The sequence below is a fragment of the Streptodolium elevatio genome, assembly GCF_053592165.1.
Genome location: NZ_JBSFVE010000057.1, coordinates 1 through 6,633, shown reverse-complemented (window position 1 = coordinate 6,633; position 6,633 = coordinate 1). Strand labels below are relative to the sequence as shown.

The window sequence follows — 6,633 nt, the reverse complement described above, 5'->3', positions numbered from 1 at the left end:
GGTGTGCGGGCCCGACAACGAAGGTGGGCGGTGAGCGGGGCCGCCTCTCGGCGGAAGGCTCACCGGGGCTCCAGCCAGACGGTATTCCTCGGCGGCAATAGGTGAGGCCCGGGGGCACCGAACTCACCGACCACACGCCACAACCACCATGGTGCGACTCGGCCGGCCCTCCGCGTCGCGGCCGGCGGCCTGCCGGCAGCGTGCCCGCAGCCGTCGTGCAGCTCGCGGACCAGCCCGCGGTCACGCCACCGGGCGAAGAACGCGTAGACCCGGTCCCAGGGCGGGAAGTCCGCGGGCATCGCCCGCCACTTGATCCCGTTGTCGACCAGATACCGCACCGCGTCGACCATCTGCCGGTGGCAGTACGCCTCCGGCTGCCCGCCGCGGCCTTCCAGCCACGCCGGCACCGACAGCGACGCCCGCAGCACCGCCCACTCCGCGTCCGTCATGTCCGACGGGTAACCGCGCTGCCGATCCGGCTGCCCATTCGCGTTGCCGTACAGGTGCGCTAGGCAGTCACACCTGCGGGGGAACGAACTGGACTCGGCCGCCGCGACCGCGTACAACCGTGGCAACAGGGCCTCCTGGACCTCTCGACTGGCTTCGACACCACCGAGATTCCAAGAGGCCCTGCTCTTATGCGCGCACGGCTCCGACTTCACCCCATTGGGAAACCAAGTCCTATAACCCGACGCCAAGTTCGCTAAGACAACGGCTTCTCAGACATCCCCACATGATGATCTCTCCTGCAGGGACCAGCCAAGCGCTTGCTCAGCTGATCAGCGCAAAAGGGCCTGGTGTGAGGTCGGCCTGCCTTGCCGTCCTGGGCGGTGGCCCGCGCTTGGGTGACGGCGAGTCGGTAGGAGTCGGTGCCGGTCTGGATCAGGTTGCCGCCGCGTCGCCCGGGCAGCCCGCGCAACCGACGCGACACCGGGAGCCGGCCGCCTCGTTCGGCTCGGCTCGCGTCTGCGCCGTCTCGGCGTCGTGGGCATCGTGGGCATCGTCGGACGGCACTCCCATCTCGCTGTGACGCAGGCCACATGTCCTTCCTGTCAGGAATCGGGGCGCTGTCCCGCTCAAGTCGCGAAGAGCAAGCGACCTGATGGGAGCGAGTCATGAAGCACCGCATCATCGTCCTGGGCGCCGGATATGCAGGGGCCTACGTCGCCGGGAACCTGGTCCGTCGGCTGTCCCGGGCGGAGGTCGAGGTCACCGTGGTCAACGCCGCGCCGGAGTTCGTCCAGCGGCTGCGCGGGCACCAGTTGGCGGCCGGCCAACAGGTCGAGGCCCCGAAGCTCGCCGACGTCTTTGCGGGCACCGGCATTCGGCTGCGCGTGGCCCGTGTCACCGCCGTCGATCCCGAGCGGCAGATCGTTGCGGTGGCCGACGCGGACGGCGGCGGCGAACTCGGCTTCGACACGCTTGTGTACGCGCTCGGCAGCCACGTCGCCCACCGCGGCATCCCTGGTGTGGTGGAGCACGCCTTCGATGTCGCCGGCCGGCCGGCCGCGCTGCGCCTGCGCGAGCGTCTGGACAGCCTGGACGGGCAAGGCGGCGGGAGTGTGGTGGTCGTCGGCGACGGGTTGACCGGCATCGAGACGGCCACCGAGTTGGCCGAGTCTCGGCCCGGTCTGTCGGTGACGCTGATCGCGCGCGGCGGGTTGGGCGCCCGGCTCTCCGAAGGAGCGCGCGGCCACCTGCGCCGGGCGTGCGACCGGCTGGGCATCACCGTCTGGGAGCACGCCAGCGTCGAGGCTGTCGAGGCGGCGCGGGTGCTGTGTGCCGACGGCATGGTTTTGGCGTCCGACGCGACGGTGTGGACGGCCGGGTTCGCGGTGAACCCGATCGCCGCCGAGGGCGGGCTGGAGGTCACCGAGGACGGCCGGATCGTCGTCGACCGCACGATGCGGTCGGTCTCGCACCCGAACGTCTACGCGGTCGGCGACAGCGTCTACGCCATGGGAGACAACGGCCGACCGATGCCGATGTCCTGCGCGACGGCCGGCTACACCGGCATGCAGGCCGTCAAAGCGATCACGGGGCGCCTGACCGGCCGCAAGATCGCGAACGTCAAGCTGGCGTACACGTTCAACCACGTCAGCCTCGGGCGGCGGGACGGGCTCCTGCAGCCGGTCGACGACCAAGCACGGGCGAAGCCGAAGTACATGGGCGGCCGGAAGGCCGCGCGCATCAAGTCGGGCATCCTCAAGGGGTCGCTGTGGACCACCTCCCATCCGACCTTCGGCCTGCCCACACGCAAGCACCGGTTGGCCGCCGCACCGGACGCCGCCGAAATCGCGGTCGCGTCCCCTAAGAACGCGGTCGTATAGCCGCCTCATAGGGTGATCCGTGTGGACAGCACCGCCGTCGACCGCTTCGACACCAGCCGGTTCGAGGCCTGCCGCAACCGGCTGGCCTCGCTCGCCTACCGCATGCTGGGCTCCGCCGCCGACGCCGAAGACGCCGTCCAGGACGCGTTCCTGCGCTGGCAGGCCGCCGACCGGCAGCAGATCAAGGTGCCGGAAGCGTGGCTGACCAAGGTCGTCACCAACCTGTGCCTGGACCGGCTCGGTTCGGCACAGGCCCGCCGCGAACGCGCCGCCGGCGCCTGGCTGCCCGAACCGCTCCTGGACGGCGACCCGATGCTCGGCCCGGCCGAGACCTTCGAGCAACGCGAATCGGTGTCCCTGGCCGTGCTGACCCTGATGGAGCGCCTGACGCCGGTCGAGCGGGCCGTCTACGTCCTGCGCGAAGCGTTCTCCTACAGCCACGCCGAGACCGCCGGCATCCTCGACATCACCGAATCCGCAAGCCAGCAGCACCTCCACCGGGCCCGGCACCGCATCACCGCCGAACGCCGCCGCGGCGGCAGCGAAGCCGACCGGGCATCCGCCCGCAGGATCGTCGAGGAATTCCTCGCCGCCGCCGCCTCCGGCCGCACCGAACGCCTCGTCGCGCTGCTCACCGACGACGCCATCGCCATCTCCGACTCCAACCTCGCCGGCCTGGCCAAGACGCTGCTGCGCTACGACACCCCGCAGCGCATCGCCGCGATCGCCCGGGCCGGCTTCACATCCACCCCCGCGAAACGCCGACTCGCCGGCGGCCCGCCCACCGCCCACTACGCAGTCGTCAACGGCGCCCCCGCCATCCTCTTCGCCGTGGGCGACCGGGTCGTCGGCTCCGTCACGTTCGACATCACCGACGGCAGGATCGCCACCGTGCGCGGCATCGCCGCCCCCGCCCGCCTCGCCCGCCTCACCGAAGCCTGGCGCCGACAGGGACCGGACACGCCGCTCGTCACCGCGTGGTGATCCGACGCCGGCTGCGACCAAGCACAGCACCTGCGTTGTGATGAACTCGCCCCCGGGCTTGGGACGTCGCCGGCCGCGCGGACAACTCGTCCGCGTCGGCGACGCCCTGATCGCGTTCCACCACGTCAACCCGGTCGGCCCAACAGCTACGTCGCCGGATCAACCCGAACGAGTCTGCACGCCACCCCGTACGCGGACATCCGGGTACTGCTCGTGCCTCCCGCTCCCACGAATCCCCCCACAAGGCGTTCTTCTCGGGCTTTGGTCTTTTCCGGATGGTGTCGGACTCCAGCGATGACCGCATTGCAGGTTTCCGGAAGCATTTCGGGCCGGGAAGTGCCGCGTTCGGTGCCGCTGACAGCGCGCGCATGGCCGACGGCGGGCAGCGATGCGGGCGGTATCGCACGCGCGGACGTGGTCGAAGCTCAGACGGAGCAGGGCAGCACGGTGTTTCTGGATCGCGGCCGAGGGCAGCCCGTTGATCCTGCGTCGGGAATCCACGCGCGCCCACCTGACCGGCCGCACCGAGTACGGCGAGTTCGGGCGACCGGTCGTCCCGCCGACCTGACGCCCCGGTCACCCGCCAAGCATCCGGGCGACCGATCGGGGTGAATTGCCGCCATGGCCGGTCGGGGTGCGTCCAGCGACCCGGCACCGTGAGGGTCAGGGCGGCCCGGGCGGGTAGGCACCGGGTATCGGGTTCTGGTTGACCGTGGCCCGGATGGTGGGACCGCCGTGGATGCTCCGAAGGACGACCCTCGCCTCGTCGAGATCGCACGCGGCCTCACGGACGACGACCCCCACTTCGTCGAACGCCTGGAGCGGCTCGGCGAAGGCTTCGACGCAGACCCGCACAGCGCCAAGCGCCTGCGCGCGCTCACTGCCTGGGTCATCGTCGTGAGTTTCGCGGTCCTGCTGTCCCTGGGGATTCTGATCAGAATCACCGGCAGCACGGATGCCCCGCCGGCGCCCCCGACCGGCCCGGTTCCGGGAACGACGGCGCCTGCGGGTCAGGGGGCGGGCTCTGTTCCTGGGAAGTGAAGACGCGGTGGTCGTCGCGATGCTGCGGGCGGACCTGGAGACGCTACGCAGGAGGCGGCACATCGTGAAGCGGACCTCCGATCGGCTGGTCGGGGAGCCAGGGCTCGCGCACTCGAGCACGGCAGGGCGATTCGGTGACTACTGCCCTGCGGAGTCGCCGTGCTGGTGGATGTCGGGGATGCCGTCACGGTCCAGGTCGGCGTTCTCGGCTTTGTACAGGCGCCGGTAGAGCACGTCGCGGCGTTTGAGGAGCGGCGCGGCCAGAGCGGCGGCGAGGAGGGAGCCGACCAGGACGGCGGCCTTGACGTGTTCGGTGGTGGCCGGGTCGGTGAAGGCGAGTTCGCCGATGAGCAGCGCGACGGTGAACCCGATACCGGCCAGGACGGCGAGGGCGAGGACGTCGGCCCAGGCCAGGTCGGGGTTGAGGCGGGCGCGGGTGAACCGAGCCGCCAGGTACGTTCCGGCGAAGATGCCGAGGGTCTTCCCGGCGACCAGGCCCAGGACGACGCCGAGGGGTTCGGGGCGGGTGAACACCTCCCCGAGTGCCGGCCCGGACAGGGTGACTCCGGCAGCGAACAGCGCGAACAACGGTGCCGCGACGGCGGCGGAGGCCGGGCGCAGCAGGTGCGCGGTGCGGTCCCCGGGCGAGGCGTCTTCGCGGGGGTGGGGTCCGGCGCCGTCGTCGGGGCGGGTGCGCAGGATCAGTCCCATGGCGACGCCGGCGACGGTGGCGTGGACACCGCCGTTGTACATCAGCGCCCAGATCGCGATCCCGAGCGGGGCGTACCACCACCAGCCGCGCACCCGCAGTCGCTGCAGGACGTAGAACACCACGAGTCCGGCGGCGGCACCCGCCAGGGCGAGGGGGTTGAGGTCGTCGGTGAAGAACAGCGCGATGATCAGGATCGCGCCCAGGTCGTCGACGACGGCGAGGGTGAGCAGGAACGCCCGCAGCGCGGACGGCAGGTGCGTGGACAGCACCGCCAAGACCGCGAGGGCGAAGGCGATGTCGGTGGCCATCGGCACCGCCCACCCCTCGCTGCTGCCCCCACCCACACCCACGGTCGCGAGGTAGACGGCTGCGGGAACCACCATCCCGCAGACCGCCGCGACCGCCGGGAGGGCCGCGGTCGCAGGGGTGCGCAGTTCACCGACAACCAGTTCGCGTTTCAGCTCGATCCCGGCGACCAGGAAGAAAATCGTGAGCAGCCCGTCGGCGGTCCAGTGCCCCACGGACAGGTCCAAGCCGAGCGCGGAGATCCCGAAGTGGAAGTCGCGGACGTCGGTGTAGCTGGCGCTCCACGGGGAGTTCGCCCACACCAGCGCCACCACCGCGGCGACCAGCAGCACCACCCCGCCGACCGTCTCGGTCCGCAGCGCCGAGGCGACCACGGCGCGCTCCGGCCAGGGCGGCAGGCCCAGGAAGGTGCGGGGTTCCTTCTCGGATGCCATGACGATGCGTGCCTTCCGGGGCCGGTCAAGGGCGCACTCGCCCACGGACGCCGACCAGACTTCCCGGCACACCCCGCGCCTGTTGACGCGTTGATCACCACCCTAACCAGTGGGCATCCACCACACACCTACGATCCGCAGGCAGCGCCAGGCTCCGCTCACGGCGGAACCGCGTGCAGCTACGCGCGCCACACGGCCATCGCGACGCGGCACTGCCCGCAACTCTGCCGAGATCCGGCAATGCGCATGCCGGCGCTGGCCGGTCACGATGCGGATCGGTGCCGCAGGAGCGCCGGGCCTGCCCCGGCGGCGGCGTGGTCAGGATCAGTGTGTGGAGGTGCGCGATGACCGACAAGTTCCCCGGGTTCACGCTGGTGCGGCGCGGTTACGCCCGCGGCGAGGTGGACCGGTTCCTGCTCGGCGAGGACGGCGGGCCCTACGGGGAGCCGCCCGAGTTCACCGTCGTCGCGCGCGGCTACGACCCCGGCGAGGTCGACGCGTTCCTCGCCGCCATGCACGTACGCGACGGCGAGGAGGCCGACGCCGGCGAGACGGCCGCTGCTCCGGGCTCCAAGGGGGAAGCGCCGCCGCGGCGCCGGTGGGGGTTGCTGCGGAACCGCCGCAGCTGAGCGGGGGATGCGTGCACCGCGTCGGGCAGAGGCCGGACGCGGCGAGAGGGGGGTGACCGGGGTGGCCGAGGTCGTCTACGACGGCTCGTTCGTCCCGCTGCGGGGCATCCACATGTCCGAGGCGTATGCGTCGACGCTGGACATCAGCTTCGACATCCGCGGTGGTCTGGCGATAAGGCAGATCCACCACTGGGCGG

At 71.4% G+C, this 6,633-nt stretch carries 6 protein-coding genes; 4 read left to right on the top strand and 2 right to left on the bottom strand.

The features are described 5' to 3' along the window. Positions 1-59: 59 nt before the first annotated feature. Positions 60-449, bottom strand: a complete 390-nt coding sequence (locus ACWD12_RS40665; protein WP_450103903.1) for a transposase — start codon at positions 447-449, stop codon at positions 60-62. Positions 450-1,115: 666 nt separating this feature from the next. Between ACWD12_RS40665 and ACWD12_RS40660 the strand changes: the two genes are divergently transcribed. The 3 genes from ACWD12_RS40660 to ACWD12_RS40650 all read left to right on the top strand — a co-directional run bounded on the left by ACWD12_RS40660 (position 1,116) and on the right by ACWD12_RS40650 (position 4,355). After that, positions 1,116-2,330, top strand: a complete 1,215-nt coding sequence (locus ACWD12_RS40660; protein ID WP_450103902.1) for an NAD(P)/FAD-dependent oxidoreductase — start codon at positions 1,116-1,118, stop codon at positions 2,328-2,330. 21 nt (positions 2,331-2,351) lie between these two features. Then, the gene (locus ACWD12_RS40655) at positions 2,352-3,314 is read left to right on the top strand and encodes a sigma-70 family RNA polymerase sigma factor (protein ID WP_450103901.1); all 963 of its coding nucleotides are present in this window, start codon (positions 2,352-2,354) and stop codon (positions 3,312-3,314) included. A gap of 735 nt (positions 3,315-4,049) precedes the next feature. Beyond that, positions 4,050-4,355, top strand: coding sequence for a DUF3040 domain-containing protein (locus tag ACWD12_RS40650; RefSeq protein WP_450103900.1), 306 nt, complete (start codon positions 4,050-4,052; stop codon positions 4,353-4,355). 138 nt (positions 4,356-4,493) lie between these two features. Here ACWD12_RS40650 and nhaA read toward each other — a convergent pair whose 3' ends face one another. Continuing rightward, positions 4,494-5,807 (bottom strand): Na+/H+ antiporter NhaA, encoded by a 1,314-nt coding sequence (gene nhaA, locus ACWD12_RS40645; RefSeq protein ID WP_450103899.1) that lies wholly within the window; start codon positions 5,805-5,807, stop codon positions 4,494-4,496. Positions 5,808-6,151: 344 nt separating this feature from the next. On the opposite strand from nhaA, the gene ACWD12_RS40640 reads away from it, so the two are divergent. Beyond that, on the top strand, positions 6,152-6,436 hold the full coding sequence (locus ACWD12_RS40640; RefSeq protein WP_450103898.1) for a DivIVA domain-containing protein: 285 nt from the start codon (positions 6,152-6,154) through the stop codon (positions 6,434-6,436). Positions 6,437-6,633 lie beyond the last annotated feature (197 nt).

What these genes read in the sequence shown, in the direction of transcription:
- ACWD12_RS40665 (WP_450103903.1), bottom strand. Translation starts at nt 449, where the DNA reads ATGACGGACGCGGAGTGGGCGGTGCTGCGGGCGTCGCTGTCGGTGCCG.
- ACWD12_RS40660 (WP_450103902.1), top strand. Translation starts at nt 1,116, where the DNA reads ATGAAGCACCGCATCATCGTCCTGGGCGCCGGATATGCAGGGGCCTAC.
- nhaA (WP_450103899.1), bottom strand. Translation starts at nt 5,807, where the DNA reads ATGGCATCCGAGAAGGAACCCCGCACCTTCCTGGGCCTGCCGCCCTGG.
- ACWD12_RS40640 (WP_450103898.1), top strand. Translation starts at nt 6,152, where the DNA reads ATGACCGACAAGTTCCCCGGGTTCACGCTGGTGCGGCGCGGTTACGCC.